25 protein-coding genes are annotated in these 24,083 nt (G+C 67.0%); 3 read left to right on the forward strand and 22 right to left on the reverse strand.

Annotation, left to right across the window (positions count from 1 at the left end; translation table 11 throughout):
- The first annotated feature begins 105 nt into the window (after positions 1–105).
- The gene (locus HUW53_RS03160; RefSeq protein WP_237344286.1) at positions 106–522 is read left to right on the forward strand and encodes a hypothetical protein; all 417 of its coding nucleotides are present in this window, start codon (positions 106–108) and stop codon (positions 520–522) included.
- Between the two features lie 801 nt (positions 523–1,323).
- Here the strand turns inward: HUW53_RS03160 and HUW53_RS03165 are convergent.
- The 6 genes from HUW53_RS03165 to HUW53_RS03190 form a co-directional block, all read right to left on the reverse strand.
- Complete coding sequence (locus tag HUW53_RS03165) at positions 1,324–1,569, reverse strand: hypothetical protein (protein WP_237344287.1); 246 nt, start codon at positions 1,567–1,569, stop codon at positions 1,324–1,326.
- A gap of 199 nt (positions 1,570–1,768) precedes the next feature.
- Positions 1,769–2,554: a succinate dehydrogenase iron-sulfur subunit gene (locus HUW53_RS03170; RefSeq protein ID WP_237344288.1), complete on the reverse strand. Its 786-nt coding sequence runs from the start codon at positions 2,552–2,554 to the stop codon at positions 1,769–1,771.
- Positions 2,555–2,665: 111 nt separating this feature from the next.
- Positions 2,666–4,501 carry a succinate dehydrogenase flavoprotein subunit gene (sdhA, locus tag HUW53_RS03175; protein ID WP_237344289.1) on the reverse strand — a complete coding sequence of 612 codons (1,836 nt, stop codon included), beginning with the start codon at positions 4,499–4,501 and terminating at the stop codon, positions 2,666–2,668.
- 3 nt (positions 4,502–4,504) lie between these two features.
- Positions 4,505–4,903: a succinate dehydrogenase, hydrophobic membrane anchor protein gene (gene sdhD / locus HUW53_RS03180; RefSeq protein ID WP_237344290.1), complete on the reverse strand. Its 399-nt coding sequence runs from the start codon at positions 4,901–4,903 to the stop codon at positions 4,505–4,507.
- A gap of 10 nt (positions 4,904–4,913) precedes the next feature.
- On the reverse strand, positions 4,914–5,315 hold the full coding sequence (gene sdhC, locus HUW53_RS03185) for a succinate dehydrogenase, cytochrome b556 subunit (protein WP_237344291.1): 402 nt from the start codon (positions 5,313–5,315) through the stop codon (positions 4,914–4,916).
- 495 nt (positions 5,316–5,810) lie between these two features.
- Positions 5,811–6,494, reverse strand: a complete 684-nt coding sequence (locus HUW53_RS03190) for an OmpW/AlkL family protein (RefSeq protein WP_370877767.1) — start codon at positions 6,492–6,494, stop codon at positions 5,811–5,813.
- 422 nt (positions 6,495–6,916) lie between these two features.
- Here HUW53_RS03190 and HUW53_RS03195 point away from each other — a divergent pair, with 422 nt between their 5' ends.
- Positions 6,917–7,849 carry a CE1 family esterase gene (locus HUW53_RS03195; protein WP_237344293.1) on the forward strand — a complete coding sequence of 311 codons (933 nt, stop codon included), beginning with the start codon at positions 6,917–6,919 and terminating at the stop codon, positions 7,847–7,849.
- Here HUW53_RS03195 and HUW53_RS03200 read toward each other — a convergent pair.
- Entirely contained in the window at positions 7,825–8,874 is a 1,050-nt protein-coding gene (locus tag HUW53_RS03200; RefSeq protein WP_237344343.1) for a MaoC family dehydratase, read from the reverse strand. The two genes, HUW53_RS03195 and HUW53_RS03200, sit on opposite strands and share 25 nt — an antisense overlap.
- Positions 8,875–9,040: 166 nt before the next feature.
- Here HUW53_RS03200 and HUW53_RS03205 point away from each other — a divergent pair, with 166 nt between their 5' ends.
- Positions 9,041–9,937 carry a cation diffusion facilitator family transporter gene (locus HUW53_RS03205; protein WP_237344294.1) on the forward strand — a complete coding sequence of 299 codons (897 nt, stop codon included), beginning with the start codon at positions 9,041–9,043 and terminating at the stop codon, positions 9,935–9,937.
- A 163-nt stretch (positions 9,938–10,100) separates the two neighbouring features.
- Here the strand turns inward: HUW53_RS03205 and HUW53_RS03210 are convergent, their stop codons facing one another.
- The 15 genes from HUW53_RS03210 to HUW53_RS03280 all read right to left on the reverse strand — a co-directional run bounded on the left by HUW53_RS03210 (position 10,101) and on the right by HUW53_RS03280 (position 24,050).
- On the reverse strand, positions 10,101–10,304 hold the full coding sequence (locus HUW53_RS03210) for a DUF1737 domain-containing protein (protein WP_237344295.1): 204 nt from the start codon (positions 10,302–10,304) through the stop codon (positions 10,101–10,103).
- A 30-nt stretch (positions 10,305–10,334) separates the two neighbouring features.
- A complete protein-coding gene (locus tag HUW53_RS03215) occupies positions 10,335–11,036 on the reverse strand; it encodes a DJ-1/PfpI family protein (protein ID WP_237344296.1) in 702 nt (233 codons plus the stop codon).
- Between the two features lie 4 nt (positions 11,037–11,040).
- On the reverse strand, positions 11,041–11,919 hold the full coding sequence (locus HUW53_RS03220; protein ID WP_237344297.1) for an HpcH/HpaI aldolase/citrate lyase family protein: 879 nt from the start codon (positions 11,917–11,919) through the stop codon (positions 11,041–11,043).
- Between the two features lie 131 nt (positions 11,920–12,050).
- Positions 12,051–13,202 (reverse strand): SGNH/GDSL hydrolase family protein, encoded by a 1,152-nt coding sequence (locus tag HUW53_RS03225; RefSeq protein WP_237344298.1) that lies wholly within the window; start codon positions 13,200–13,202, stop codon positions 12,051–12,053.
- A gap of 324 nt (positions 13,203–13,526) precedes the next feature.
- The gene (locus HUW53_RS03230; RefSeq protein ID WP_237344299.1) at positions 13,527–14,018 is read right to left on the reverse strand and encodes a F0F1 ATP synthase subunit B family protein; all 492 of its coding nucleotides are present in this window, start codon (positions 14,016–14,018) and stop codon (positions 13,527–13,529) included.
- 199 nt (positions 14,019–14,217) lie between these two features.
- Positions 14,218–14,904, reverse strand: a complete 687-nt coding sequence (locus HUW53_RS03235; protein ID WP_237344344.1) for a F0F1 ATP synthase subunit B — start codon at positions 14,902–14,904, stop codon at positions 14,218–14,220.
- A 112-nt stretch (positions 14,905–15,016) separates the two neighbouring features.
- Complete coding sequence (locus tag HUW53_RS03240; RefSeq protein ID WP_234051604.1) at positions 15,017–15,244, reverse strand: F0F1 ATP synthase subunit C; 228 nt, start codon at positions 15,242–15,244, stop codon at positions 15,017–15,019.
- A 75-nt stretch (positions 15,245–15,319) separates the two neighbouring features.
- Entirely contained in the window at positions 15,320–16,072 is a 753-nt protein-coding gene (locus HUW53_RS03245) for a F0F1 ATP synthase subunit A (RefSeq protein WP_237344300.1), read from the reverse strand.
- A gap of 277 nt (positions 16,073–16,349) precedes the next feature.
- Entirely contained in the window at positions 16,350–16,739 is a 390-nt protein-coding gene (locus HUW53_RS03250; RefSeq protein ID WP_237344301.1) for an AtpZ/AtpI family protein, read from the reverse strand.
- A gap of 306 nt (positions 16,740–17,045) precedes the next feature.
- A complete protein-coding gene (locus HUW53_RS03255; protein ID WP_237344302.1) occupies positions 17,046–18,602 on the reverse strand; it encodes an acetate--CoA ligase in 1,557 nt (518 codons plus the stop codon).
- A gap of 63 nt (positions 18,603–18,665) precedes the next feature.
- Positions 18,666–19,988, reverse strand: coding sequence for a TRAP transporter large permease (locus tag HUW53_RS03260; protein WP_237344303.1), 1,323 nt, complete (start codon positions 19,986–19,988; stop codon positions 18,666–18,668).
- Entirely contained in the window at positions 19,985–20,521 is a 537-nt protein-coding gene (locus HUW53_RS03265) for a TRAP transporter small permease (RefSeq protein ID WP_237344345.1), read from the reverse strand. The genes HUW53_RS03260 and HUW53_RS03265 overlap by 4 nt, the downstream gene beginning before the upstream one ends.
- 249 nt (positions 20,522–20,770) lie before the next feature.
- Entirely contained in the window at positions 20,771–21,772 is a 1,002-nt protein-coding gene (locus tag HUW53_RS03270; RefSeq protein WP_237344304.1) for a TRAP transporter substrate-binding protein, read from the reverse strand.
- 242 nt (positions 21,773–22,014) lie between these two features.
- Positions 22,015–22,860: an HTD2 family dehydratase gene (locus HUW53_RS03275; RefSeq protein WP_237344305.1), complete on the reverse strand. Its 846-nt coding sequence runs from the start codon at positions 22,858–22,860 to the stop codon at positions 22,015–22,017.
- Positions 22,861–22,886: 26 nt separating this feature from the next.
- Positions 22,887–24,050, reverse strand: coding sequence for an acyl-CoA dehydrogenase family protein (locus HUW53_RS03280; protein ID WP_237344306.1), 1,164 nt, complete (start codon positions 24,048–24,050; stop codon positions 22,887–22,889).
- Between the last annotated feature and the right edge of the window lie 33 nt (positions 24,051–24,083).

A 24,083-nucleotide genomic window follows, 5' to 3' on the forward strand; every position in this document is an offset into this window, starting at 1 on the left:
GGATTCGGTGACGCGCGGTGCGGTGCGCGGCGCCGGCAGCAGGAGGTATCGGGCTTCGATGGGGCGCACGCGGAAAGAACTCCGGGCCGTGGGCGAGGCGTGCCCATGAAGCACGACGCACCGCGGGCCGCAAGGGTCCGCGCGGTGGTGGCCACGCTTGCCGTGCTGGCGGGAGCGCCGCCGGTGCAGGCGCAACTCCAGATCCTCGATCTGAACGAGTTGCCCGAGCAGCGGAACCTGACGCCCATGAACCGGCTTTTGCCGACCGACCCCCATGTGGTCATCCGCGCCTATCTGGCCAAGCACCTGCCGAGCCTGTGGTGGGGCCGGGAAAGCCAGTTCAGCCCGGGGCGCACCACGGTCGAGATCCATCTTCCCGAGGGGTGGCAGGGCAATCCGACAGCGGCGATGATGGGGCTGTGCCCGCAGCCCAACGAAAATATCTGGCGCGTCTTCCATGAGATCGAAATGCGCCCGTTCTTCCAAAAGAAGTTCTGGCCGAGCTGGACCTGCCGAGGTTGATGCTTGGCCGGGGACCGCGTCCGGTATTTTGTGCGCGGTGCGCAGGCCGGGGCGCATGACAGCGCCCGCGCCCCGGGGCAGCGGTCATGAATCCTTCAGGATGCGCGGGCGGCTTTGGAGCGGGGGCCAACGGGCCAACTCGGCGACGACCCGCGCGGAGCGCGGCAGCCCGGCGAAAAACCCGAGGAGGTTTCAGGCGCCCGTCGTCTCTTTCCTCTCTGGAGACAGGCGCGTTCGGCCCGGCGGGCTCGCCGTCCGCCCGTCGCAGCGTGGCGGGGCCAGTGGGGCGGCCCCATCGTCCTGCGGCTTATGCGGTCGAACCGGAAGGCTTGGCTGAGGTCGCCGACATGGGTTTCATCCGCTGCCGTGCCCGGCAGGTTCACACCCCGCAGCGGCGCGCTCTGCCGCCCGTGATACGGCGCCGGCTTCGGGCAGGTTTCGTTCTGACGCAAGCGCGCTTTGCCCAATCCTGTGAGCGCCGCGGCTGAGGGATCCGCGGACGGCGCGCCACCGGGGCCGGCTCTGTCTGTCGCGGACCTGCCCGCAGCCGGAGGCCTCCGCCGACCGATCGGCCGTTGCTGTCGTTCTCAAGGCTCCGGGCGCCACACGGGCGGCGGCCAAGTGCGCTTTCGGTATGGATTGCGCCTGGCGGGGATGGGGTTTGCGTATGCCAGGAGTGGGCGGGCCTCGGCCCCGCTGACACCCGGCTTCCTATCGCATCCGCAGGCTGCGCGACCGGGCCACAAAAACAAAGCGCGCCCGTGGGGCGCGCTCTTCCTTGCAGAGATGAGATCGCTTCGATCAGGCGACGAATTGATCGTCCAGATTTCTGTGAGCCGGCTCCGCCTGCACCACTTGACCGTGATAGGCACGGTCAAAGCCGAACACCAACGCGGTGACCGCGAAGGCGAAAAAAATCAGCGTACTGGTGGTGCTGAAGGTGATGAGCAGCCCGGCAAACAGGGAGAAGCTATGCGCCGGATAGCTGGCCACGACAAACAGAACGATGGCCGCCAGAATGGCAAAGGTGGACAAACGGCGCAGCATCGCACTTCTCCGAGAACGGGGCGCGCCATCCGACCAAGCGAGCCATCCTCTTCTATACCATGGGGAAGTCTTGGTGAAAAGGGGCGTTTCTGCACGCCCAGATTTCAACCGGCTCCGACGCTGACGCACCGGCGCCCAGCACCGCATCCATCGGGCCCGGTGGGTGGGTCCGGCGCGGACCTTGTCCGCGCCGCCGGGTTCAGACGTGGCGTTCGACCATCATCTTCTTCACCTCAGCGATCGCCTTGGCCGGGTTGAGGCTCTTGGGGCACGCCTGGGCGCAGTTCATGATGGTGTGGCAGCGATATAGCCGGAAGGGATCTTCCAGATTGTCGAGCCGGCTGCCGGTGCGCTCGTCGCGGCTGTCCTTCAGCCACCGCGTGGCCTGGAGCAGGACCGCCGGGCCGAGATAGCGGTCGCCGTTCCACCAATAGCTCGGGCAGGAGGTGGAGCAGCAGGCGCACAGGATGCACTCGTAGAGGCCGTCGAGCTTCTCGCGGTCCTCCTTGGACTGGCGCCATTCCTTTTCGGGCGGGGCGCTGTCGGTCTGCAGCCAGGGCTCGATCGACGCATGCTGCGCATAGAAGTGCGTGAGATCGGGCACCAGATCCTTCACCACCGCCATGTGCGGCAGCGGGTAGACATTGACCACGCCCTTCACCAGCACCTCGTCCATGCCCTTGGTGCAGGCAAGGGTGTTGGTGCCGCCGATGTTCATGGCGCAGGAGCCGCACACACCTTCCCGGCAGGACCGGCGGAAGGTCAGCGTCGGGTCGATCTTGTTCTTGATGTAGATGAGGCCGTCGAGCACCATCGGACCGCAGTCCTCGCGATCGACATAATAGGTGTCGATACGCGGGTTGCGGCCATCGTCCGGGTTCCAACGGTAAATGCGGAACTCGGTGAGCTTCTTGGCGGCGGCGGGCTTCGGCCACACCTTGCCCGGCGTGATCTGGGAGTTTTTCGGGAGCGTGAACTCAGCCATGGGACGTCCTGGATCGCTGGAGCGGTGGTCGCTTGAGCCTTAAGGACCGCCCGCAGGAATTCTGGCCATGGCCGCGCGCGTCGTGTGGCGCGCGCGGTCGCGTGAATGGCGTCAGTACACCCGCTTCTTGGGCTCGATGTACTGGATATCGCTCGACAGCGTGTAGGTGTGCACCGGGCGGTCGTCGAGCCGCACCGCACCCGTCTTCGAGTCGAAATAGGCGAGGGTGTGCTTCATCCAGTTCACGTCGTCGCGGTCCGGATAGTCCTCGCGGGCGTGGGCGCCACGGCTTTCCTTGCGGTTGGCCGCGCTTTCCATGGTCACCACCGCCTGGCCGATCAGGTTCTGGAATTCGAGGGTCTCCATGAGATCCGAATTCCAGATCAGGCCGCGATCGGACACGCCCACGTCGCTCGCGTGGTCGAACACGTCGTGGATGAGCTTCTTGCCCTCTTCCAGAACCTCGCCGGTGCGGAACACCGCGCAATTGTCCTGCATGACCTTCTGCATGCTCAGGCGCAGCTCCGCGGTCGGGGTCGAACCCTTGGCGTAGCGGGCGGCGTCGAGCCGGGAGAGGGGGAGCTCGGCGCTGTCGGCGGGCAGCGGATTGTGCTTCTCGCCGGGCTTCACCAGCTCGGCGGCGCGCAGGCCGGCGGCGCGGCCGAACACCACGAGGTCGATGAGCGAGTTGGAGCCGAGGCGGTTGGCGCCATGCACGGAGACGCACGCCGCCTCGCCAATGGCCATCAGGCCCGGCACCACGGTGTCGGGGTCACCCTTGCGCTTGTCCAGCACTTCGCCGAAGTAGTTCGTCGGGATGCCGCCCATGTTGTAATGCACGGTGGGCAGGATCGGGATCGGCTCGCGGGTCAGGTCCACGCCGGCGAAGATCTTCGCGCTCTCAGAGATGCCGGGCAGGCGCTCATGGAGAATGGCGGGATCCAGATGGTCGAGGTGAAGGAAGGCGTGGTCCTTGTTCTTGCCGACCCCGCGGCCCTCGCGGATCTCCATGGTGATGGAGCGCGAGACCACGTCGCGGGAGGCGAGGTCCTTCGCGGACGGCGCATAGCGCTCCATGAAGCGCTCGCCCTCGGAATTCGTCAGGTAGCCGCCTTCGCCGCGGGCGCCTTCGGTGATGAGGCAGCCCGAGCCGTAGATGCCGGTGGGGTGGAACTGCACGAACTCCATGTCCTGGAGCGGCAGGCCGGCGCGCAGCACCATGCCGCCGCCGTCGCCGGTGCAGGTATGGGCCGAGGTGGCGGAGAAATAGGCGCGGCCATAGCCACCGGTGGCGAGCACGGTAAGATGCGCGCGGAACCGATGGAGGGTGCCGTCGTCGAGCTTCAGGGCGACCACGCCCCGGCAGCGACCTTCCTCATCCATGATGAGGTCGATGGCGAAATATTCGACGAAGAACTCGGCCTTGTGCTTCAGCGCCGCGCCGTAGAGCGTGTGCAGCATGGCATGGCCGGTGCGGTCGGCGGCGGCGCATGTGCGCTGGGCGGTACCCTTGCCGAAGTGCGTGGTCATGCCGCCGAACGGGCGCTGGTAGATCTTGCCGTCCTCGGTGCGGGAGAAGGGCACGCCCCAGTGCTCCAGCTCGTAGACGGCGGCTGGCGCATTGCGCACCAGGTACTCGATGGCGTCCTGGTCGCCCAGCCAGTCCGACCCCTTCACGGTGTCGTACATGTGCCACTGCCAGGTGTCCTCGCCCATGTTGCCGAGCGAGGCGGCGACGCCGCCCTGGGCGGCGACGGTGTGGGAGCGGGTGGGGAAGACCTTGGTGATGCAGGCGGTGCGCAGGCCGGCCTCGGAGCAGCCCACGACGGCGCGCAGGCCCGCGCCACCGGCACCCACCACGAGCACGTCGTAGGTGTGGTCCTCAATGGGATAGGCGGCGCCCAGCTTCGACGGAGCGGCGGCACCAGTGGTTGCGGTATCGGCCATGTGTCAGCCTCCCAGGCTGATCTTGAGCACGGCGAAGGCGCCGGCGAGAGCGATCGCGATGGTGAAGAAGGTGTTGGCGATGATGAGCGCCACCTTCACGCCTTCGGTGTGCACGTAGTCCTCGATCACCACCTGCATGCCAAGGCGCATGTGCGCGGTCACCGAAAGAAGGGTGAGCAGAATGATCACCGCCACCAGGGGTTGGCTCAGCACCGCGCGGGTTTCCGCGTAGCTGGCGCCCGCCAGGCGGATGACGATGACGATGAAGGCGATCATCAGCAGCAGGTTCGCAAGGCCGGTGACCCGCTGCAGAAAGAAGTGCTCGGTGCCCGAATGGGCGGAGCCCAGGCCGCGGACCCGGCCGAGGGGCGTGCGCATGGGGGTGTGGGTGGGGTTGCTCATGGCGCTGTCCTCAGCCCTTGACCGCGAGGGCGATGATCCACAGCACGACGGTGAGCGCGACCGAGCCCGCCAGCGACACCTGGGTGAGCAGCATGCGCTCCTGCGGCCCGAAGCCGTGGATGAAGTCCCAGATGAAGTGGCGGACGCCACCGAAGGCGTGGTGCAGCATGGCCCAGGTGAAGCCGAACAGCACCAGGAGGCCGATGAAGGAACCGGCCAGGGAACTGTAGGTCGCGAAGGCAGACGGCGTGGACGCCGCGGCCAGCAGCCACCACACGAACAGCACCATGCCGAAGTACAGGCCGATGCCGGTGATGCGGTGCACGATGGACATCACCATCGTGAACAGCGGGCGGTAGATTTGCAGGTGAGGCGAAAGGGGGCGCTCGACGCGCGAAGGACTATCGGCCATGGGCCTCCTCCAAAAATTGACCGATCAGGTATCTCAATCGTGGCCAGTTCGCAACGATTCCAAAGCGGAAAGGCTGCTGTTTAATGCTCGGAAGATGACGCTGGCGCAATTGGCCCTAGGTTGGATGGCGGGATCGGCATCGGTCGGATGCGGGGTCGCTGATGGTGCGCTGCGAGGTGCGCGCGTTCGGCGACGCATGCTTCTTACACCCAACTGCGCACCTTTGTATCCCGTAATGACTTCACTTTTTCCATCTTTCGCCGCTGGCGCGGCGAGTTGTGGGGCGCATGTGCGCCACGTCTTCAGCCGGGCGGATGGGCGCGGCGCGGGACGCGGGGGCGGTCCGCGGACCCGAGCTGCTTCTCTTAGACGCACCCCCCGCTTCGGGGGGGCGGTGCCGCAAAGGGCAAAGGCAGAGCCGCGATGCCAGCCCGCAAACGCAAGCGGCGCCGGGTTGCCCCGACGCCGCGTGGATCCAATGAAATCGAACCGGGATCAGAAGCGGTACGTGACGCCGCCGCCGATGAGCCAGGGGTTCAGGTTGGCGCTGCCGTTCAGGAGGCCGCCGGCGGGGGTGCGCAGCACGAAGTCGGGCTCGAGGTAGAGCTTCTTGACGTCGAAGTTGACGCCCCAGTGCTTGTCGAACATCCAGTCGAAGCCGGCCTGCAGGGCGAGGCCCCAGGTGTCCTTCACGTCGATGGAGCTGAAGGCGCTGTTCTTGGTGTTCTGGCTGTAGAACACGGTGTAGTTCACGCCGGCGCCGATATAGGGCTTGAACGGCCCGAAATCGGTGAAGTGATACTGCAGCGTGAGGGTCGGGGGCAGGATCCACACCTTGGCGATGTCGCCCAGGCTCGCCAGCGAGCCGGCGCCGGAGATGGTGGAATTGGTGGTGCCGAGGATGAGTTCCGCGGCGATGTTCTTGGTGAAGAAGTAGGAGATGTCGAGCTCGGGGGTGACCGAGTCGGAGTAATCGAGGTCGGAGAAGCCGACGCCGGTCACGCTGCCGCCATTCTCGGGCTTCACGTACAGAGCACGCAGGCGGATCATCCAGGGGCTCTGCGCCTCTTCCACCACCGGCGCCTTGTAGACGGGCGTCGAGAGATCAGCGGCCGCAGCCTCACCAGCCACCAGCGCACCAAACGTGGCCGCGAGCGCAGCCCCCAAGCCGAACTTCATCATCCCCCAACTCCCGCAGATTTGAAAATTTCGTGAGATAGACATCACGCCTGTGCGGCAGAATAGGATTGATTCAGATCAAGTCCACTTCGCGTGCCGCCCCATCTGTGGCCGAAGAGCCACAGGCCCGCCGTGCGCGCGCCGCATTTCGAGGCGAAGGGAGGGGCGGCAAGCGCCTGCCATGTTCGGCGCCTATTCTCGGTATTCCAAGGATTTTCGCGCGTATGACAGTGGTTGTTATGGGCCTTTTGGGGCGGTTCCGCGCGGCCTCAGCGGGGCAGGCGGGCAAGCGGATTTCCTTTGGAGGGTGGTGCGCGAAAGCCACACTTGTTGCGGGTATCTTGGGGTGGGGGCTGGTATCTGGCGCCGGGGCGTCATCGAATCGTCAACATCTGAGCGTCGGCGGCGAGGATCGCGGCTACATGATCTCGAACCCGGCGGGGGTGAGCGGACCGGCGCCGGTGGTGATCGCGCTGCATGGGGCGATGCAGTCGCCGGAGAGTTTTCGGGCTTATTTCGGGCTCGATTCGGCCGCCGCGGCCAATCGTTTCGTCGCGGTGTATCCGGAAGGCGAGGGCAAGGTGTGGAACGATGGCCGGCCGGCGGCGATGCGGCTCAAGGCGGTCCTGCGGCCCGGTGATGACGCGGCCTTCCTGGTGGCACTGGCGCGCAAGCTGGTGGCGGACGGGGTGGCGGACCCGGCGCGCATCTACCTCACCGGCATTTCCAATGGTGGTTTCATGGTGGAGCGCATGGCCTGCGAGTTCGCCGACGTGTTCGCGGCCTATTCGGTCATCATGGCCACCACGCCGGCCAATGCACGGGAGGAATGCCACCCGGCGCGGCCCGTGCCGATCCTGTTCATCCACGGCACGGCCGACAGCGTCATCACCTACACCGGCTTCTGGACGCCGGTGGGCGCCACCCTGTCGGCGCCCGACAGCGCGGCCTTCTTCGCCCGCCTCAACGGCTGCAGCGCCTCGAGCCGGCGCGACCTGCCCGATCTCGACCCCTTCGATGGCACCACGGTGACCGAGCGCAGCTGGCTGGGCTGCCAGGAGGGCGCCGGGGTTACGCTCCTCACCATCGAGCGCGGCGGCCACCAATCGCCGGCGCGAGTGGAGACCAGGCCCGATCTCGCAACGCCGTTCCTGGGGCTGCGCAACCACGATATCGACGCGGGGGAAGAGGTCTGGCGCTTCATGTCCGCCTTCTCCCTCGCCCCGGCCGCGCCGCCGCCGGCGGAGCCCGGCGCGGCCGTCGCACCGGTGGCGGCCACGCGCAAGCCCAAGCGGACGGCGGCACAGCCGCAAGGCGGGAACGAGCCCGCTCAGCGCGGAATGAGCACCCAGTAGTCGAGATCGAGGATCACGCTCGGGTCGTAGTCTTCCCCGGCCTTGTTGGGGAAGTCGGCAGTGGGGCGGTCCTTGGTGGCCACGGTGCGCACCCGCAGCGCGCCCACATCCTCGCGGCCCGGCAGCGGTTGGGCATCGAGGATCTCGCTCCAGGCGTGCACGGTGAGCCCGGCGAACAGCGGCGCCACGTGGCGCCCGCCATTGATGGCCGCCACATGGAAGGCGTTCGCGAGCCCGTTGAACGACAGGGCGCGGGCGATGGAAATGACGTGCCCGCCATAGATGAGCCGGCGGCCAAAGCGGCCCTGGCCTTCGGTGAACTGATTGAAATGCACCTTCGCGGTGTTTTGGTAGAGGCGAGTGGCGAGCATGTGCTCGGCCTCCTCCACCGTCGTGCCGTCCACATGGTCGATGCGCTCGCCCACCTTGTAATCGGAGAAGCGCGCGGTGCTGCCGGAAAGGTCGTCGCGCCAGCCTTCGAGGGTCAGCACAGGCACCGCGCTGCCGAGGGCGTCGGCGGCAAGCGCCGCGGGCAGCTTGGGCACCACCGGCTCGGGCGCGGGGGAGGCGGGATTGGCCTTGCGCACCATCACCCAGCGCACATAGTCGAGCACCTCGACGCCGTCCTGGTTGAAGCCGGTCGAGCGCACATAGACGACACCGCTCTGGCCGTTGGAATTCTCCTTCAGGCCGATCACTTCGGACACGGCGGAAAGGGTGTCGCCCGGGAACACAGGGGCGAGGAAGCGCCCGCCCGCATAGCCGAGATTGGCCACCGCATTGAGCGAGATGTCCGGCACCGTCTTACCGAACACCACATGGAAGGTGAGCAGATCGTCCACCGGCGCGCGGGGATAGCCGATGCCTTGCGCGAAACTGTCTGCCGACTGCACGGCGAAGCGGGTGCCGTAAAGGGCGCTGTAGAGGCTCACGTCGCCGACCGTCACGGTGCGCGGCGTGGCATGGCGGATCACCTGTCCGACCTTGAAATCCTCGAAGAAATTGCCCTTGTTGGTCTTGCTCATCATGCGTCCTCGGGAATGGTGGCGCATGTTGGCAGACCGGGCGGGAGCCTGGCAACCACGCTCAGCGCCGCCCGGCTGCGTCTTTTCGCGAAGGGCGCGGCCGGTGCCGGCGCTTGACGGATGGCGGCGCCGCGGTGCTGATGTCGGATCGAACGGAGGGGCCGCGGTGTCGGGATCAGCCAGTCAGAAATTGTCGTTCCAGGCCATGATATTCACGGCCTGCCTGTTCCCATTCTACATTCTGGCGGCGACGCTCACCAATTCATCGGCCATTTTGTCCGACCTGCTCGCCACGTCATTCGACCTGACGGCGCTGACGGCGTGCTGGCTGGTGCTGCGCGTCGCCCACAGCGCGCACACCGGCAAATTCGCCTATGGGCTCGGCAAGCTCGAAAATCTCGCGGAGCTGATGATCGCCGTCCTGCAGAGCGTGCTCGTCATCATCGCCGCCACCCAGGCCGTGCAGCGCATCATTCATCCGGAAGGGGTCAGCGGGGCCGAGTTCGGCCTGTTCGTCACGGCGGCGGCCGTGATCGGCAATGTGGTGCTGAACCGCAAGGCGCTGCGGCTGGCGGCGGAGACCAAGTCGCCGGTGCTGGCCGCGCAGGCGCGGGTGCATCTGGTGTCGGCCATCTCCTCGGGGGCGGTGTTCATCGTCACCGTCATCACCTCGATCTTCAACGAGGTTTATTGGATCTTCTATCTCGACCCCATGGCGTCGTTCGTCGTGATCGGCTTCATGGTCTACAACATCCTGGCGATGCTCACCAATTCAGTGAGCTCGCTGCTCGATCAGGCGATCGGCGAGGCCGGGCAGCTGCGCATCCTCAAGGTGCTGACGGCGCATTTCGACGATTTTTCCGAGCTTGGCGACATCCGCACCCGCCAGTTCGGCGGCAAGATGTTCGTGGAACTGCACCTCGGTTTCGATGATGCCTGGACCATGGCCCAGGCGCGCGCCGTGGTGGCCGAGCTGGTGGCGGCGATCAAGGCGTCCTTCCGCGCGGCCGGGGACGAGGTGGAGGTGGCCATCGTGCTCCTGCCGGGCCGCGCCGACGGCTGAGGGAGATCCCCCGCGCGTGGTGGCGCCGACGGTTCCGGCCCTAGAGCATTTCCGGTGGAATCCGGTTCACCGAAAATGCTCTAGCTCTTTGTTTTATCGCAATTCCAGACGCAAAACCGCTGCACACTTTTGCTGAAATTGCTCCAGACCGGGACCCGCGGCGTCAATAGTCGGAGAGCTTGACGTCTTCGCTCCAATCGCCCGGCACTTCCTTGACGATGACCTGGCCGCAGATGACGCGGCCCTTCACTGCATCGAAGGTGAGGGTGGGCGCGCCATAGAGCTGCCACCCCTTGTTGAGCGCGGCGGTGACGCGATTGCAGAACGACGTGTCGTCCGGACCGGTGAGATAGCGATAGAGCTTCATGGCTGTGCTGCCGTTGGCGGTGAGGAGGGATCAGGCCGGCGGAATGAGGCCGAGCCGCGCGCCGGCGGCGCGGGCCGCCTCCTCGCGCCGGGCCTGGAAGGCGATCGTCCGTTCCCGGACCTCGGCCACCAGTCGCGGGTCGGCCGTGGCAGGAGGAAAGGGGGGCGCCGGATCGTACTCGATGGCGAGGGCGATGCGCCGGGCTTCGTCCTCCCCCATGATCTGTGCCGCCAGCACCAGACCGAAATCGATGCCGGAGGTGACGCCGGCGCCGGTGATTCGGTTGCGGTCGATGACCACGCGCTCCGCCACCGGTTCCGCCCCCAGAAATTCGAGCTGCGGCAGGGACAGCCAGTGACAGGTGGCGCGATAGCCCTTCAGCAATCCCGCCGCCCCGAGCAGCAGCGAGCCGGTGCACACGGAGGTCACATAGCGCGCGCTGCCGGCCATGCGGCGCAGGAAGTCGAGGGTCTCCACATCGGCCATCAGCTCAAGCTGGCCAGGGCCGCCGGGCACGAACAGGAGATCGCATTCCGACACCATGCCGAACGCCGTGGTGGGCATGATCTTGAGGCCGGAGGCGTCTTCCACCGGCTTGCGCCATTTCTTCCAGGCCAGCTCGATCTTGGCATCCTTCAGGCGGCTGAGCACCTCGAACGGACCGGTGAGATCAAGCTGCGTCATGCCGGGATAGGCGACCATGACCACGCGCAGTGGGTGAGGCGCGTCCATGCCCTCAGCCCCGCGCCGCGATGGCGTCGGCGACGGCGACCGTGCGTTTCGCCATCTCGGCGTGCAGCAGTTCCACCATGCGGCCATCCAGGGTGATGACGCCCTTGCCCGCATTCTCCGGCAGCGCGAACGCCGCGATGATGGCGCGGGCCCGCGCCACGTCGGCCTCGGGCGGGGAGAAGGCGCGGTTGCAGGGTTCGATCTGGCTGGGGTGGATGAGGGTCTTGCCGTCCATGCCGAAGGACACGCCCTGGGCGCATTCGGCATCGAAACCCGTGGTGTCCTGATAGGCGTTCCAGACGCCATCGAGCACCTCCACCCCATAGGAGCGGGCGGCCGCCACCACCAGGGTGAGCCAAGCCACCATGGGCGCGCGGCCCGGCACCAGCGCGGCGCGGGTGTCCTTGGCAAGGTCGTTGGTGCCGAGCACGAACACGGAAAGCCGGGTGACCGGGTCGTTGGCCGAGCCGGCGATGGCCTTGATGTCGAGGATGGCGAGCGGCGTCTCGATCATGGCCCAGACGCGGGTGGTGTCGGGCACGCCGAGGGCCTCGAGCCGCCGGCCCACGGTCACCAGCTGTTCGACGCTCTGCACCTTGGGCACCAGGATGGCGTCGGGCCGGGCGCTCGCGGCGGCGTCGAGGTCGTCGGAGCCCCACGGCGTGTCGAGGCCGTTGATACGGATCACCACCTCGCGCGGGCCGAAGCCGCCCGCCTTTACGGTCTCGACGATTCGGCCGCGCGCCTCCACCTTGGCGTCGGGCGCGACGGCATCCTCGAGGTCGAGAATCACGCCGTCGGCCGGCAGGGTGCGCGCCTTCTCCAGGGCGCGGGCGTTGGAGCCCGGCATATAGAGAAAGCTGCGGCGCGGGCGGATGGTCATGGATAAAGCTCCCCGTTTGAACCGGGCCCGAACTTAAGGCCTGAAGCGTGCGGCGGGAAGCGGGCGATGGGGCACTTGTTCACGCGTCGCGGCTGCCGCCCTCCAGATGGGGCTGGTCCGCGCGCCCGGCGCTATCTGGAGGCCGGTGGCGGCGCCGCGGCGGGCGGCGGCCAGGAGAAATCGTCCGCCCGGCCGCGGACCGGAGGCGGCAGAACCCCCTCGGCCAATGCACGCGTCGCCGTCTGGGCGGTGGAGACGGCCATCGGCGCCGGCGTCGGGCTCGCGGCGGCCTTGGGATCGGCCTTCGCCGCCGCGCCGGCAAGGCTCAGCGCCGGCGGGGCGTTGTCCAGCGACGCGCTGGGCTTGGCCGGATCCTCCAGCAGGCGGTTGAGATCCTTCTGAACGAAAAAGGCGAGCTTGCGCCCCCCGGCGCGGGTGAACCGCACGCCATCGTTGGCGCGCAGTCGCCGCCTTTGGCCGTCGACCGCGGGGCCGGTGGCGAGATATTTGCCTTCCTCGTCCACGAAACCGTCCCAGACGCTGACAAAGGGCAGGCCGGCGCGGGCGGCGCGCGCCCGGATGATTTCGTTCAGGCGCTCGTAGTCGGCGGACACGGTGGTGTTGGCCACGGGCGCCAGCCCCACCACGATCACGCGGCCGGCTTTCTCCCGCAACAGGGCGAGCACCTCGTCGACCCGGCGGCTGTAGGCTTCGACCCAGCGGTCGGTCAGCGGCTCAAGGACGAGGTCGCCCTCCTTGATCGGCTTGAGGTCCTCGGCGCCCAGGGCCACCACGGTCACGTTCGCGCGGGCGTTGGCGATGGCCCAGGGGGCTTTGGCCATCCAGTCCACGGGATTGGCCAGAAAGCCGCTGTCGTCCTGCGTGTATTCCACGATGGCGAGGCGCGCGCGGTCGGCCACGGTGGCATCGGCGAGGCCCTGGGCGAGCTGGCCGCCGGTGCGGTCGCCCAGCACAAGGGTGAATTGGGTGGGCGGCTGGCGCTTGCCTTGGATGGCGGCGTCGGCGCTGGGGTAGAGCGTGCCCTCGGGCTCGGGCGGCGGCTCGCGTTTCTTCGGCGGGAGGCGCGGCGCCTCCTCGGGCGGAAGCGCTTCCCGCTGCGGCGAACCGAACCCGGGCCACCAGCCGCCGCTGTTGCGATTGGTGCGTGGTGCCTGGGGCACCGGCGCCGGCGGCCTCAGGAAGAAGAAGAAATCAGGCTGGGCATGAGCTTCCGGTGGCCGAAGGAACACCAGGGCCGCCAGGGCGGTGAATGCCACGATCACGGCGCGCGCAAGCGGGCTTGCGTGCAGGAGGCCGCGCGGGTCCCGGCGCGCACGCGAGCGGCGCGGGAGGGGCTCGATCCGATCGGACGGCATTTTCCACATGGGTCAGGTGTGGCGCAGCCTGAGGGCGATTTCAAGGAGGTCGGTGTCGGCACGGGACGCAGGCGCGTGAATCGACCGCCCATCGGGCCTGAGTGGGGCGCACAGGGCGAGACCGCCCGCAGTCGGACCGGCTGAGAAAAAACGAAGCCGCCCGCGATGCGGACGGCTGACGTTGTGACGATGGACCGGCTGCGGCGCGGTCTTCCGCGACCGCCTTTGCGGTCAGTTCAGCTTGGACTTGACCTCGGACAGCCCCTTGGAGATGAGGCGCTCGGCCACCTCACCGGTGGTGGCCACCCGGAGCAGGCCCTCGGCGGCACGGCTCGCGGTGTCGGCGGCGACGGCCTTCACGTCGGCGATGGCCTGCTTTTCCGCCTGGGCGATCTTTTCCTCGGCCATCTTGGTGCGGCGCGTGACGAAGTCTTCCAGCTTTGTCTTGGCCTCGCTGGCCAGACGCTCGGCTTCCGCCTTGGCGGCGGTGACGATCGACTCAGCTTCCGCCTCGGCTTCGCGTTGCTTGCGCTTGAACTCGGCGACCAGCTTCTGGGCCTCTTCCTTCAAGCGGCGCGCTTCCTCGAGCTCGGCGGCGATGCGCGCGCCGCGCTTGTCGAGGGTCGAGGCGATGGCCTTGTGGGCGCCCGCATAGAGCAGGATCCCCACGAACACCAGGAATGCGATGGCGACCCAGAGTTCCGCCAGTTCCATCTCGTGCATGTCACGGTCCTCAAGATCGATCGGAGCCCTCGGGTCGCCCATGCGACGGAGGTGCCGGAAATCCAATATGGCGCACATCCGAGGGGCAAAGCGGGTGGCCCGACGCGAGTGTGCTCCTCAATTCATGCTCGAGAGGCCAAAGCGCTTTCGAGCGGCGCGCCCGCGCGTCCAAGGAGGGACGCCACGGGCGGCTTGGTGATCAGGCCGGCTCGTTCGCGGCCAGCGCCACGTCGACCGCCTTTTCGATGTCGGCCTTCGGCGCAGTGGTGCCGATGAGGGTCGAGACGATCGTGGCGGTGGTGTCCACCGCGATGCCCCGCACATGGCTCATGGCGTCGGTCTTGGTGGCGGCGATGCGCTGTTCGGCCGCGGCCAGCTTGCCATTGAGGTCGGCTTCGAGCGCCTTGCGATTGGCCTCCGAGTCCGCCGAGAGGCGGTCGCGGGTCTCTCCGGCGATGGCGTTCGCCTTGGCGCGGGCCTCGGTCAGGGCCTTTTCATAGGCGACCTGGGCGGCCTGGCTTTCGGCCTTGTGCTTGTTGGCCTCCTCGAGATCATCAGCGATGCGATCGTGACGCTCTTCCAGAATGCGGCCGATGCGCGGCAGGGTCACCCGGCTCATCAGCAGATAGAGCAGACCGAAGGTGATGGCCAGCCACAGAAGCTGGGAGGGAAAGGTGGTGGCGTCGAACGGGGGAAAGTGCACAGCGTGTGCGTCCACCGTGTTTCCTTCGGCGGCGCCGTGATCTTGGGCGTTGGCCTGTCCACCGCTGGCGGCATGGCCGGACGCGGCAGGCGCGGCGGCTTCGGCCACCCGAACGACCGTGTCGGCATAAGCGGCCTGCGGTGCCAGGACGAGAGGCGCGCCCAGAAGGCCGGCACCGGTCATCACCACCGCGACAGTCAATTTCCACGTCTTCATCATGGCTCGCCTGCCTGACTTGAACTTGAGCCAAAAGCCCCGCGCGAGATCGCGCGAGGCTCCTTTAAGCCGGTCTCGATCAGGCCACGAAGAGCAGAACGAGGGCGACGACCAGCGAGAAAATGCCGAGACCTTCGGCAAGGGCCGCGCCGATGAACGCGCGGGCGAACTGGCCATCAGCCGCCGACGGGTTGCGCAGCGCACCCGAGAGGAAGTTGCCGAAGATGTTACCGACGCCGACGCCGGCGAGACCCATGCCGAGGCAGGCGAGGCCGGCACCGACGAATTTTCCAGCTTCCGCTTCCATTGGACTGCTCCTTGAGAACCTGTTGGATTGACGAAACGGGTGGGGAACTTGCTCGCGAACGCGCGATCCAGCCGGTCAGTGACCGGGGTGGATGGCGTCGTTGAGGTAGATGGAGGTGAGCACCGCGAACACGTAGGCCTGCAGCACAGCCACCAGCAGCTCGAGCGCGGTGAGCGCCACGATCATGAAGAAGGGCAGCGTGGCGCCGAACCAGCCCACGACACCCGCCGAAGCAAGGCCCACCACGAAGAAGGCGAAGACCTTGAGCGCGATGTGGCCCGCCAGCATGTTCGCGAACAGACGAAGCGAGAGGCTGATGGGCCGCGACAGGAAGGACACCACCTCGATCACCACCAGGAACGGCAGCAGGAAGCCGGGCACGCCCGACGGCACGAACAGGTGCAGGAAGTGGGTGCCGTGCTTGAAGAAGCCGTAGACGATGACGGTGCCGATCACCAGCAGCGCCAGAGCGGCGGTGACGACGAGGTGGGCGGTGACGGTGAAGGTGTAGGGAATGAGCCCCACCACGTTCGCCACCAGAACGAAGGTGAAGAGCGTGAACACGAAGGGGAAGAAGACCATCCCCTGGCTGCCAGCCGAATCACGCACCATCTTGGCGATGAATTCGTAGCTCATCTCCGCCACCGACTGCGCCCGGCCCGGCACCAGGGTGCGCCCGCGGGTGGCATAGGTGAGGAAGAGGAAGACGATGGCCACGATGCCGAACATGAAAACGGCGGCATTGGTGAACGAGAATTGCACGCCGCTGACGTTCAGCAGGTCCACAAAGCGCTTGATCTCGAACTGATGGATCGGATCGACGGTCATCCGAACGCGCCCCCTGCCATGGCGGCGCATGCGCCGCGTGAAATGCCATGCGGCGCATGCGCCGCGTTTCCTGTCTGCGACGCAGAGCGCCGCAATCTCAAGTTCTGCGGTGCAAGACCGCGTGACAAATACCGCGACGGCTCCGCCGCCGATAAGACCGGGCGGCCGACGCCGCTTGAAAAACCGCGCGGCGAATGCCGCTTGAAAACCACCGCGGCAAGGCGCGGTCTTGTGTTCCTCTTACCAGACCTCGCCGCGCGGCCGCCAAGGCGGCGCGTCAGGACTTGGGCCGGTTGCGGGAGGGGCCTTCGCCCGCCGCCCGCATCATGTTGATCACCCCGGCGGCAAAGCCGATCAGGGTGAAGACGATCAGGCCCCAGGGCGAGATCGCCAGAAACCTGTCGATCCCATAGCCGATGGCCGCGCCCACCAACACGCCCGACACGAACTCCGCCCCGAGCCGGAACGCCAGGGCGACGCCCGACCGGGAGGACGTGTCCGTCGCGCCCGTGGCCTCGGGAACCGGCGCTTTCGCACGGACGTCGCTCAACGAACTGTTGAGCCGCTCAAGCCGCGCGTTGAGCTCGGTGTCGTCGGATCCGGGCTTGCGCCCCTGATCCGCGGCCCGGTTGCGCTCTCCAGATGGAGAATGTTCAGGCTCGGACATGGCACAAACCCCGGCTCCCAGGCGGAGCGAATGCTTAGCCCCTTGAAGCCGGGGCGCACCATAGTTGTGTCAAAATTGCGTGTCAAGGCGGTGGAGAAGTTACTTAAATATATGAAAACGTGTGATAAAAATGTGGCTGCGACAACGTGGAAGGTGGCTTTTCGCGCCCCTGCGACGTCACGGCAACAGGGCGGGCTTCCGTGGCCGTCGGCTTCGGGGCCGTCGGCGCGCTCGGGGGATGGTGCAGGGGTGTGGGGCGGGCCGCGGCCAAGGGGGGTGGAACGGCCCGCGTGGGGCGCCGGTGCGTCAGGCGTGGGGCGGCGCGAAACGTCGCGCGGTGGCCTTGCGGCTTACCTTGCCGTTGGGCGTGCGCTCCAGCTGCGCGACCAGCACCACCTTGCGCGGGCATTTGTAGGTGGCGAGATGGGCGCCGCAATAGGCGAGGACCGCCTGTTCGCCGGGCGCGGCGCCGGGCTGTGGCACCACGAAGGCGGTGATGATGCTGACATCCTCCCGCACCCGCGTTTCCGCCACCGCCGCCTCGGCCACGCCTGGGCAGTGGGCGAGCACCTTCTCCACCTCCATGGGGGAGACCCGATAGCCGAGGGCGTTCATGAGGTCGTCGTTGCGGCCGTGGAACCACAGCCAGCCGTCGGCGTCGAATGCGGCGAGGTCGCCGCCCACGAACCACTCGCCCCGGAACACGGCGGCCTCTTCCTCGGGCCGGTTCCAATAGCCGAGCATCAGGCCGGGGTCGGAGCGGTGCACGGCGAGCAGGCCGATCTCTCCCGCCGGCAGCGGATCGATGCCGCCGTCGATGGGCAGCACCGCGACCCGTCGCCCGGTCTGCGGGCGGCCGGGTGATCCAGGGCGGATGGGTTCCCCCGGCCGGCTGGAAATGAAGGTGGAGATCTCGCTCATGCCGAGGGATTCGTAGATCCAGGTGCCGGCGGCGGCGTGCCAGTCGGCGAGCAGTTGCGGGGCCAGGGCCTCGCCGGCCGCCACCCCGTGGCGCAGGCTGGTGAGGTCGAACGCGGCGATGTCGCAGTTTTTCAGGATCTGCCGGAACACGGTGGGCACGGCGGCGAAGATGGTGGCCCGCCACCCTTCGATCAGGCGGGGCCACACCGCCGGATCGCGCGGCCCGTTGTAGATGATCGAGGTGGCGCCGCAGGCCCAGGGATCGAGCAGCCCGACGCCCAGCGTATAGGTCCAGTTCACCGCGCCGGCGTGCAGCAGCACGTCGCCTTCGCCGAGACCAAGCCAGTCCCTGTGCATGGGCCGGCGCCCCAGGATGGCGCGTTGGGCATGCACCACGCCCTTCGGGCGGCTGGTGGTGCCCGAGGTATGCACCAGATAGGCGGGGTCGTCCGGCGCGGTCGGGGCGTATGCGGCAAGCGGCGGATGGGTGGCGAGGCGCGCCATTTCGTCCGGATCGAGCACGACGCAATGGGGGAAGGCCGCGCGCTCGGTGAGATAGTCGCGGCCCAGGACCACGGCCGAAGCCTCCGAATCGAGGGAAAGGGCGACCACCTCCTCCGTGGTCAATTGGGCGGAGGTGGGCTGCGCCACATGGCCGGCGGCGATGACGGCGAGATAGGCCAGGACGAAACTGGAATCGTTGCCGGCGCGGATGAGGATTCGGGCCTGGGACGGCAGGCCGAGGGTCTTCAGCCCGGCCGCCAGGCGACGCACCGCCGTGTCGAGGGCGCCGTAGGTCCATATCTCGGTGGCGCCGCCCTCACCGATCAGCACCAGGGCGCGCCGGTCGGGGAACTGGCGCGCCTGCCGGGCAAGGCAGTGTTCCGCGAGGTTGAAATGCGCGTGTTCGGGCTGCCCCTCCACGCCGGGCGCGTCGGTCATGTCGTCATCCTCGAAATGGAACGGCCGCCGCGGGTGCGCGGCGGCCGAGAAAGTCCCGGCCCCTCACATGCCGAGCAGGCGCGGCACGAACATGGTCACCGCCGGGACATAGGTGATGAGGGCGAGGAAGGCGAGCATCGCCAGCAGCCAGGGCATCACCGCCACCGTCAGCTCGCTGATGCCGAGCCGGGTGATGCCGGAGGCCACATAGAGGTTGAGGCCCACCGGCGGATGGCACATGCCCACTTCCATGTTCACCACGATCATGATGCCGAAGTGGATGGGATTGATGCCGAGCCGCACCGCCACCGGGGTCAGGATCGGCGCCATGATGAGCACGATGGAGGTGGCTTCCATCACGTTGCCGGCCAGCAGCAGCAGGATGTTCACCATCAGCAGGAAGCCGATGGCGCCGAGGCCGAGGCCCACCATCCATTCGGTCATCGCCTGCGGGATGTTCTCATTGGTCATCAGGAAGGAGAACAGGGCGGCGTTGGCGATGATGTAGAGCAGCATCGCCGACATGTTGGCGCTGGAGAGCAGCACCTTCGGCACGTCGGCAAGGCGCATGTCCTTGTAGACGAACACCGCGATGATGAAGGCGTAGACCGCGCTCACCGCCGCCGCCTCGGTCGGCGTGAAGGCGCCGGTGTAGATGCCGCCGATGACGATGACGATGAGCGCCAACCCCCATGCACACTCGCGGAATGCGGTCCAGCGCGCGCGAAGGCTCACCTTCGGCAGGCGGGGGTAGTCGTGTTTCCACGCGCGATACCAGGTGGTGGCGCCCAGCAGCAGCGCCAGCAGCAGGCCTGGGACGATGCCGGCGATGAACAGGTCGCCGATGGAGGCGGAGGTGACACGCTCGCCGTTCGGGCCGGTCATCTGCAGCCCGGTGGTGGCGACCGCATACATCACCATCACGATGGAGGGCGGAATGAGGATGCCCAGCGCGCCCGAGGTGGTGACGACACCGGCGCCGAAGCGTTGCGGAAAGCCCTGCTTCTGCATCGCCGGCAGCAAAATGGAGCCGATCGCCACCACCGTCGCCGGCGAGGAGCCGGACACCGCCGCGAACAGGGCGCAGGCGACGACACCCGCGAGCCCCAGGCCCCCGTGCCAGTGGCCGACGAGGCTGGTGGCGAAATTGATGAGCCGCCGCGCCACGCCGCCATGGGTGAGGAAGTTGCCGGCGAGGATGAAGAACGGGATCGCCATGATCTCGAACTTCTCGATGCCGGTGAACAGCTTCTGAGCGACGATGTCGACCGGGATCGTCGTCAGCGTGTAGACGAAGGTGAGCACCGTCATGCCGAGCGCGATGGAGATCGGCATGCCGGTGAGCATGAGGGCCAGGAACAGGCCGAAGATGATGGCGGCGCTCATCGGCGGGCATCCTGCGGGAAGAGGTCGGATTTGTCGGCGCCGGGCAGGTCTTCAAGGCCGTCCACATGCCCGTGGTCATGGACCGGCAGCGTGCCGGTGCGCAGGAACGACCACGCCACCTGCAGGAAGCGGAAGCACATGAGATAGGAGCCGAGGGGAATGGCGAGGTAGATGATCCAGGACGGCAGCTCCATCTCCGGCGTCGTGTCGCCGAAGCCATAGCGGGCGATCACGAATTTGAGGCCGAACGAGCCCACCACCGCCGTGAACAGCGCGCCGCACAGCAGCCCGAACAGAATGAGGACGTAGCGCCGGGACGGGGACAGGGCGTTCACCAGCACGTCGACGCCCACATGGATGCCGGTGCGCACGCCATAGGCGGCGCCGATCTTCGCCATCCAGACGAACATGATGATGCACGCTTCCTGCGCCCAGCCCAGGTTGATGCCGCGCACATAGGGAAACAGCAGCGGCACGCCCGCCGCATAGCGCTGGGCCACGGCCACGAAGATGAGCAGCGTCGCCGCCGCCATCAGCACCGAGATCAGCGTTTCTTCCAGATAGTCGAGGGCGTGTCGCAGGGCCTTGCCGAGCCCCTCGCGGCGCACGCGATAGCCGAGGTAGGCCGCGAACGTGGCGGCGACGACGGCGAGCATCACATAGAGTTTGTGGAACGGGTCTTCCATGGGGCCTCCCAATCCCGATGCCGGCCATCATCCGGCCGCGGGGCGAAAAAGGGGCGCGCCCCGGAACACCGGAGCGCGCCGCACGCGGCCGGGAGGTTATTGGCCGGCGGACGAGGTGGCCTTGAGCACCTGGTCGATGGTGTCCTGGCCGATGCGCGAAGACATTTCCGAATAGACCGGGTCCATCGCCTTGCGGAATGCAAGGGTTGCTTCCGGCGTCGGCTTGGAGAGCTGGATCTTGCCGGACTTTTTCATCGCCTCCAGCGCCTCGTCATTTTCGCTCTGGGCGATGGAATTGGCATAGACGGTTGCTTCCGCCATCGCCTTTTCAAGCTGCGCGCGGGTATCGGCGGGCAGACCGTCCCAGAACGCCTTGTTCACGATGACCGCATAGCCGATGTAACCGTGGTTGGTCTCCAGGCCGTATTTCTGCACTTCGTAGTGCTTCTGGGTATAGATGTTCGAGGGCGTGTTCTCGGAGCCGTCCACGACGCCGGTCTGCATGGCCTGGTAGACCTCGGAGAAGGCCATCACCTGCGGCAGGGCGCCGATGGCGCGGAACTGCGCTTCCAGCACCTTGGAGGACTGGATGCGCATCTTGAGGCCCTGGAAGTCCTTCGGCATCGCGATCGGCGTGTTGGCCGTCATGATCTTGAACCCGTTGTCCCAATAGGCGAGGCCCTTGATGCCCTTGGGCTCCAGCTTGGCGAGCAGCGCCTTGCCCACCGGCCCGTCGGTGACGCGGCGCAGGGCGGCCTTGTCGGGGAACACATAGGGCAGGTCGAACACCTCGAAGGCGCGCACGCCGAGCGGGCCGAACTTGGCGAGGGAGGGAGCCAGCATCTGGACGGCGCCGAGCTGGAGCGCCTCCATCTCTTCCTTGTCCTTGTAGATCTGGGAGTTGGGGTAGATCTCGACCTTGACCTTGCCGTTGCTATACTTTTCGGCCAGCTCCTTGAACTTCTCCGCGCCCTTGCCCTTGGGCGTGTCGGGCGTCGTGACATGGCTGAACTTGATGACCGTCTGCTGTGCCATGGCGACCGGCGCGGCAAGCAGGGCGGCGCCGAGCACGGCTGCGCCGATGAGCTTGATGTTCATCACACTTTCCTCCCCAATATTTTTGCAAGGGCGGCCGATCTGAAGTCTGCGCCGTCACCTTCCCATTTCGCACTTCTTGAAGCCTCTGGTGCGTTCCGATGCTGCATTATCCAGAAGCGGGCCAAGCACGCCAATAGAGAATGGACCTAGCGGAGATAGAATCGGGTTATAGCTTCGCGTGCGGTGCAGCAATATTTGCAGTGCAGCAGAGCGCCCGCGCCGCGGGTCCTCGCCGGTGGGTTCTATCCATGCGCCTGCGCAACCATCGCCTCCGGTCCTCCGGGGGCCGCGGTCCAGAGCTTGAGGGCGCCGGGACCCGCCTCATCGGCATGGAGGAGAAGGGGGGCGGTGTCGAACACGGGCGACAGGCCCCGGAACGCGAAGCGGGCCGGTGGCCGGCCAAGGATCCGCGTGGCGAAGCGGTAGAGCAGCGTCGCCTGCAGCGGGCCATGGACGACAAGGCCGGGATAGCCCTCCTGCCGCGTCACATAGGGCTGGTCGTAATGGATGCGGTGGCCGTTGAAGGTCAGGGCCGAATAGCGGAACAGGAGCGCGGGCGAGGGATCAACCGCATCTTGGAACCGGCCCTGCGCCGCCGCCGGCGGGGTGGGGGCGCCGCCGCCCGGCGCGTCGAGGCCGCGATAGACGATGTCGTGCCGCTCGGTGAGGATGGCGCGCGCATCGGCGGTGATGGTGTGCAGCACGGTGACGAAGCAGAGGGTGCCGGTGCGCCCCTCCTTCACCGTGAGATTTTCCACCCGCGAGGTGCGGCGCATGGTGTCGCCCACCCTCAGTTCGTCCGTGAAGGTCAGCGCGCCACCCGCCCACATGCGGCGGGGCAGCGGCACCGGCGGCAGGAAGCCGCCCCGCGCCGGATGGCCATCGGGCCCGAGCGCCCGCGTCAAGGCCAGGGGCGGGGCGAGGCAGAGGTGGATGAAGCGCGGCGTCGCTTCGCCCTCAACCGGGGTGCCCGGCTCCTCGTCGAAGGTGGCGCGGAAGCGCTGTACCAGAGCCGCGGTGACGGCTTCCTCGGCGGTCTCCTCGCGGCCGATCCAGGTGCGCAGGTGGTCGATGTCGAGGGGGGTCATGGGCGCGCCTCTGCGGAACGACAGTGTCAAAACGATCTGGGCAGGCCGAGCACATGCTCGGCCACGAAGCTCAGGATGAGGTTGGTGGAGATGGGCGCCACCTGATAGAGGCGGGTTTCTCGAAACTTGCGCTCCACGTCGTACTCGCAGGCGAAGCCGAAGCCACCGTGGAACTGGATGCAGGCATTGGCCGCTTCCCAGGAAGCCTTTGCGGCGAGGTATTTGGCCATGTTGGCCTGGGTGCCGCAGGCTTCGTGCGCATCATAGAGCCGGCACGCCTCAAACCGCATGAGATTGGCCGCCTCCACCTCGATGAAGGCCTCCGCGATGGGGAATTGCACCCCCTGGTTCTGGCCGATGGGCCGGCCGAACACCACCCGCTCCCCCGCATAGGCGGTGACCTTGTCGATGAACCAATAGCCGTCGCCGATGCATTCCGCCGCGATCAGGGTCCGCTCGGCATTGAGCCCGGTCAGGATGTATTTGAAGCCCTGGCCTTCCTCGCCGATCAGATTTTCGGCCGGGATCTCCAGATTATCGAAAAACAGCTCGTTGGTCTCGTGGTTCACCATGTTGAGGATGGGGCGCACGCTCATGCCACTTTTGATGGCGTCCCGGATGTCCACGATGAAGATGGAAAGGCCTTCCGACTTTTTCTTCACCTGATCGAGGGGCGTGGTACGGGCCAGTAGAAACATGAGGTCCGAGTGTTGGACCCGGGAGATCCACACCTTCTGCCCGTTGATGACATAGCGGTCGCCGGTCTTCACCGCTGTGGTCTTGATCCTGGTGGTGTCGGTGCCGGTGGTGGGCTCGGTGACGCCCATGGACTGGAGGCGCAATTCGCCGGCGGCGATCTTCGGCAGGTATTTCCGCCGCTGTTCTTCCGAGCCGTGCCGCACCAGCGTGTTCATATTGTACATCTGGCCGTGGCAGGCACCGGAATTGCCGCCCGCGCGGTTGATCTCCTCCATGATGACGGAGGCTTCCGTGAGGCCGAGGCCCGATCCGCCATATTGTTCCGGGATCAGCGCCGCCATCCAGCCGGCCTTGGTGAGGGCGTCCACGAAGGCTTCCGGGTAGGCGCGGGCCTCGTCGATGGCGCGGTGGTATTCGGCCGGAAAGTCCGCGCACAGGGCGCGCACCGCATCCCGGATATCCTGGAACTGGTCGCTGCCGATGGTCTTCATGGGGCTTGATCCTCGGGTCTGCTTCGGTCGGCC

This window comes from Xanthobacter agilis (assembly GCF_021730435.1).
Taxonomy (GTDB): Bacteria; Pseudomonadota; Alphaproteobacteria; order Rhizobiales; family Xanthobacteraceae; genus Xanthobacter; species Xanthobacter agilis.

Bases quoted from the DNA above. Each gene is read 5' to 3' on its own strand.
- HUW53_RS03160 (WP_237344286.1), top strand. From the start codon at position 106: ATGAAGCACGACGCACCGCGGGCCGCAAGGGTCCGCGCGGTGGTGGCC.
- HUW53_RS03165 (WP_237344287.1), bottom strand. From the start codon at position 1,569: ATGCTGCGCCGTTTGTCCACCTTTGCCATTCTGGCGGCCATCGTTCTG.
- HUW53_RS03170 (WP_237344288.1), bottom strand. From the start codon at position 2,554: ATGGCTGAGTTCACGCTCCCGAAAAACTCCCAGATCACGCCGGGCAAG.
- sdhA (WP_237344289.1), bottom strand. From the start codon at position 4,501: ATGGCCGATACCGCAACCACTGGTGCCGCCGCTCCGTCGAAGCTGGGC.
- sdhD (WP_237344290.1), bottom strand. From the start codon at position 4,903: ATGAGCAACCCCACCCACACCCCCATGCGCACGCCCCTCGGCCGGGTC.
- sdhC (WP_237344291.1), bottom strand. From the start codon at position 5,315: ATGGCCGATAGTCCTTCGCGCGTCGAGCGCCCCCTTTCGCCTCACCTG.
- HUW53_RS03190 (WP_370877767.1), bottom strand. From the start codon at position 6,494: ATGAAGTTCGGCTTGGGGGCTGCGCTCGCGGCCACGTTTGGTGCGCTG.
- HUW53_RS03195 (WP_237344293.1), top strand. From the start codon at position 6,917: ATGATCTCGAACCCGGCGGGGGTGAGCGGACCGGCGCCGGTGGTGATC.
- HUW53_RS03200 (WP_237344343.1), bottom strand. From the start codon at position 8,874: ATGAGCAAGACCAACAAGGGCAATTTCTTCGAGGATTTCAAGGTCGGA.
- HUW53_RS03210 (WP_237344295.1), bottom strand. From the start codon at position 10,304: ATGAAGCTCTATCGCTATCTCACCGGTCCGGACGACACGTCGTTCTGC.
- HUW53_RS03215 (WP_237344296.1), bottom strand. From the start codon at position 11,036: ATGGACGCGCCTCACCCACTGCGCGTGGTCATGGTCGCCTATCCCGGC.
- HUW53_RS03220 (WP_237344297.1), bottom strand. From the start codon at position 11,919: ATGACCATCCGCCCGCGCCGCAGCTTTCTCTATATGCCGGGCTCCAAC.
- HUW53_RS03230 (WP_237344299.1), bottom strand. From the start codon at position 14,018: ATGCACGAGATGGAACTGGCGGAACTCTGGGTCGCCATCGCATTCCTG.
- HUW53_RS03235 (WP_237344344.1), bottom strand. From the start codon at position 14,904: ATGACCGGTGCCGGCCTTCTGGGCGCGCCTCTCGTCCTGGCACCGCAG.
- HUW53_RS03240 (WP_234051604.1), bottom strand. From the start codon at position 15,244: ATGGAAGCGGAAGCTGGAAAATTCGTCGGTGCCGGCCTCGCCTGCCTC.
- HUW53_RS03245 (WP_237344300.1), bottom strand. From the start codon at position 16,072: ATGACCGTCGATCCGATCCATCAGTTCGAGATCAAGCGCTTTGTGGAC.
- HUW53_RS03250 (WP_237344301.1), bottom strand. From the start codon at position 16,739: ATGTCCGAGCCTGAACATTCTCCATCTGGAGAGCGCAACCGGGCCGCG.
- HUW53_RS03255 (WP_237344302.1), bottom strand. From the start codon at position 18,602: ATGACCGACGCGCCCGGCGTGGAGGGGCAGCCCGAACACGCGCATTTC.
- HUW53_RS03260 (WP_237344303.1), bottom strand. From the start codon at position 19,988: ATGAGCGCCGCCATCATCTTCGGCCTGTTCCTGGCCCTCATGCTCACC.
- HUW53_RS03265 (WP_237344345.1), bottom strand. From the start codon at position 20,521: ATGGCGGCGGCGACGCTGCTCATCTTCGTGGCCGTGGCCCAGCGCTAT.
- HUW53_RS03270 (WP_237344304.1), bottom strand. From the start codon at position 21,772: ATGAACATCAAGCTCATCGGCGCAGCCGTGCTCGGCGCCGCCCTGCTT.
- HUW53_RS03275 (WP_237344305.1), bottom strand. From the start codon at position 22,860: ATGACCCCCCTCGACATCGACCACCTGCGCACCTGGATCGGCCGCGAG.
- HUW53_RS03280 (WP_237344306.1), bottom strand. From the start codon at position 24,050: ATGAAGACCATCGGCAGCGACCAGTTCCAGGATATCCGGGATGCGGTG.